Source organism: Nocardia sp. CC201C, assembly GCF_030010695.1.
GTDB classification, from domain to species: domain Bacteria; phylum Actinomycetota; class Actinomycetes; order Mycobacteriales; family Mycobacteriaceae; genus Nocardia; species Nocardia otitidiscaviarum.
This window is the reverse complement of sequence record NZ_JASCXP010000600.1, coordinates 1-3,146: the sequence shown is the minus strand read 5'-3', so window position 1 is coordinate 3,146 and position 3,146 is coordinate 1. Positions and strand designations below refer to the sequence as shown.

At 67.5% G+C, this 3,146-nt stretch carries 3 protein-coding genes and 2 pseudogenes; 3 read left to right on the top strand and 2 right to left on the bottom strand.

Annotated features, from left to right (window positions below):
* Positions 1-202: pseudogene (locus QK444_RS34705) on the bottom strand (hypothetical protein); the annotation flags it as partial.
* 74 nt (positions 203-276) lie between these two features.
* The gene (locus QK444_RS34700) at positions 277-1,230 is read right to left on the bottom strand and encodes an acyl-ACP desaturase (protein ID WP_282786232.1); all 954 of its coding nucleotides are present in this window, start codon (positions 1,228-1,230) and stop codon (positions 277-279) included.
* Between the two features lie 148 nt (positions 1,231-1,378).
* Here QK444_RS34700 and QK444_RS34695 point away from each other — a divergent pair, with 148 nt between their 5' ends.
* The 3 genes and pseudogenes from QK444_RS34695 to QK444_RS34685 form a co-directional block, all read left to right on the top strand.
* Positions 1,379-1,903: a PH domain-containing protein gene (locus QK444_RS34695; protein ID WP_282786231.1), complete on the top strand. Its 525-nt coding sequence runs from the start codon at positions 1,379-1,381 to the stop codon at positions 1,901-1,903.
* 35 nt (positions 1,904-1,938) lie between these two features.
* Positions 1,939-2,616, top strand: a complete 678-nt coding sequence (locus QK444_RS34690; protein ID WP_282786230.1) for a response regulator transcription factor — start codon at positions 1,939-1,941, stop codon at positions 2,614-2,616.
* Positions 2,617-3,146: pseudogene (locus QK444_RS34685) on the top strand (hypothetical protein); the annotation flags it as partial.

Genomic DNA, 3,146 nt, shown 5'->3' with positions numbered 1-3,146 from the left:
CCCGCCCCCCGCCCCCCCCCCCGGCGCGGGCTTCGCGTTCGAAGCGCCGCCGATAGGAGGGGTCGGCGGCGAGAGCCGGGGCCAGCACCTTCAGTGCCACGGTGCGGTCGGTCAGGGTGTCGTGCGCACGCCAGACCTGCCCCGACCCACCACTGCCCAGCAGCTCGTCGAGGCGGTACCGACCCAGCTGACCGTCCCCCACGCCAGATCCTCTCGTACCGGACAAGTCTCACTGGGGGAACACCCTACGGCCTGGCTATAACGGCTGGAAAACGCTCAGGCGGGCTGCAGTTCGCCGCGCGCGGCCTCGCGGGCGAGCAGCCGGTCGCGCTGCTCCTCGAACTTGAGCACATCGGCCTCCATCTTCTCCAGCCAGGTGCCGAGCTGATCGCGCGCCTGCTCGCCGCGCGTCCCGAAGTCGGTGCGCTCGAAGACGTTCCACTGCTTGAGCACGGGCTTGACCACCTCGTCGAGATGCTGGCGCAGATCGTAGATGCCGTGCTTGGCCATGAGCACGCCGTTGCGCCGGAAGTTGGGCATGCCGTAGCCGGGCATCACGAAGTTGGTGAGCACCTTGGTGATCGCCGCGATGGCCTGGTCCGGCACCAGATCCAGTCCGGCCCCGCACAGGGTGCGGTAGAAGATCATGTGCAGGTTCTCGTCGGCCGCGATGCGCTGGAGCATGCGGTCGGCGACGGGGTCCTCGCACACCCGCCCGGTATTGCGGTGCGAGACCCGGGTGGCCAACTCCTGGAAGGTCACGTACGCGACATTGTCGAGGAAACCGCCCCATTCGGCGGGCGACTTGGCGCCGTTGGTCATGTGCACCATGCGCGCCTGCTCCAGCGCGACCGGGTCGACGCCGCGGGTGACCACCAGGTAGTCGCGGATCACGATGCCGTGGCGGTTCTCCTCGGCGGTCCACCGCCCGACCCAGGTGCCCCAGGCCCCGTCCATGGAGAAGTTCTCGGAGATCTCCCGGTGGTAGGAGGGCAGATTGTCCTCGGTGAGCAGATTGGTGACCATGGCGACCTTGGCGACCTCGCTGAGCGTGGACTGCTCCGGATCCCAGTCCGCACCGCCCATGGCGGCGAAGTTGCGGCCCTCGTCCCAGGGCACGTAGTCGTGCGGATGCCAGTCCTTGGCCATCGACAGGTGCCGATTCAGGTTCTGTTCGGCCACTGGTTCGAGCGCCATGAGTATTTCGAGCTGGGTCAGATCCTTGGTCACACACGCCTCCTGATGTCATGCGGGGTGGAGCAGGACTGTGCACATGCGCGGGACTAGCTGATGGTTCCCCCTACAGCCGAACGATTGTGCCGCAGAACAAGGTCCCGCGTGCCGTATTCGAAGCATCCTTCCGGGGTAATCTGCCGGTATGGCTTACCCGGAGGAAGCGCTGGCACCGGACGAACAGCTGCTGCTGCATCGCCATCCGCACTGGAAGATGCTGTTCCTACCCGCTGTCGCCTTCATCTTCGTGACCGCGCTGGCCGGTTTCGGCTTCGGCCTGGCCTCGCGCGCTCCGCTGGGGATTCTGCGCACCGGGTTCATGATCGCGGTGCCGGTGGCGTGGGTGCTGCTGGTGATCTGGTGGTGCATCGTCCCCCTGATCGCCTGGCGAACCACGCATTTCATCGTGACCGACCGCCGGGTCCTGGTCCGGGAAGGCGTGCTCACCCACACCGGTATCGATATCCCGATGACGCGCATCTCCAGTGTGCAGTTCAGTCACGGCCTGACCGACCGGCTGCTGGGCGCGGGCACCCTGACCATCACCTCGGCGTCGGAGGAGCCGCTCGAGTTCACCGACATCCCGCGGGTGCAGCAGGTGCACGGGCTGGTGTATCACCAGGTTTTCGATGTGGTGCAACAGGACCCGCGCGACGGCAACGGTCGTTAGCGCGTTCGGCACGGTTCTACCCGTAGTCTTGGTCCGTGACCGCCGTACTGCTGGCCGAAGACGACGAGGCCATCGCCGCACCGCTGTCGCGGGCGCTGGGGCGTGAGGGTTATTCGGTGACCGTGGAGAGCTTCGGCCCCGCGGTCCTGCAGCGCGCCCTGGAGGGTGAGCACGACCTGCTGATCCTCGATCTCGGGCTACCCGGGATGGACGGCCTCGAGGTGTGCCGGCAGGTGCGGGCGCGCGGCGCGGATCTGGCCGTGCTCATGCTCACCGCCCGCACCGACGAGGTCGATTTCGTGGTGGGCCTGGACGCGGGCGCCGACGACTACGTGGGCAAACCCTTCCGGCTGGCCGAGTTGCTGGCCCGGGTGCGGGCGCTGTTGCGCCGCAGCGGAATCGGGGACGAGGCGGTGGAGGTCGGCGGTATCCGCCTGGAGCCCGCCGCGCGCCGGGTGCTGGTGAACGGGGTGGAGGTGAACCTCGCGAACAAGGAGTACGAACTGCTCAAGGTGCTGATCGACCGGGCCGGACAGGTGGTGCCGCGCGAGATCATCCTGCGCGAGGTGTGGGGTGACGCGGACCTGCGCGGTTCGAAGACCTTGGACATGCACATGTCCTGGCTGCGCCGCAAGATCGGCGACGAGGGGCCGGTGGCCGAACGCCGAATCGTGACGGTGCGCGGCGTAGGCTTCCGCTTCAATACCGACTAGGTGAACAGCCTGGTCCGTGCGCAGGCGCGCACCACCGAGCAGCCCCCAGTGAAGCGAGGCATGTCGACGATGCGGCGCAGAATTCTCATGTCCATGGTGGCCGCGCTGACGCTGACGACGCTGGTCCTCGGCATTCCGCTGGCGTACACGGCGTGGCAGTGGGTCGAGGATATGACCCGCAACGATCTGCGCGGCCGCCTCGAACGCATCTCCACGGAGGTGATCGCGCAGGAACCGGACGGTCTGGTGCACGGTGAGCTGGATCTGCGTTCGGTGCGGCCGCTCATTCCGGCGGGCGGCCGGTTGACCATCATCTATCCGACCGAGCGGACCGTCGCGCACCGTGTGGACGTCGGCGTCGACTACGTCGACGATCCCATCGTGGAGTCGTTGTCCATGGGCACCTCGGTCTCACTGCGCCTGGAAACCCCTGCCTCCCCGATGCATTCGATGCAGCGCAAGGCGCTCGGCGCGGTGGCGGGGCTGGTGCTGCTGTCGCTGGGCGCGGGTATCGCGGTGGCCACGGTGAC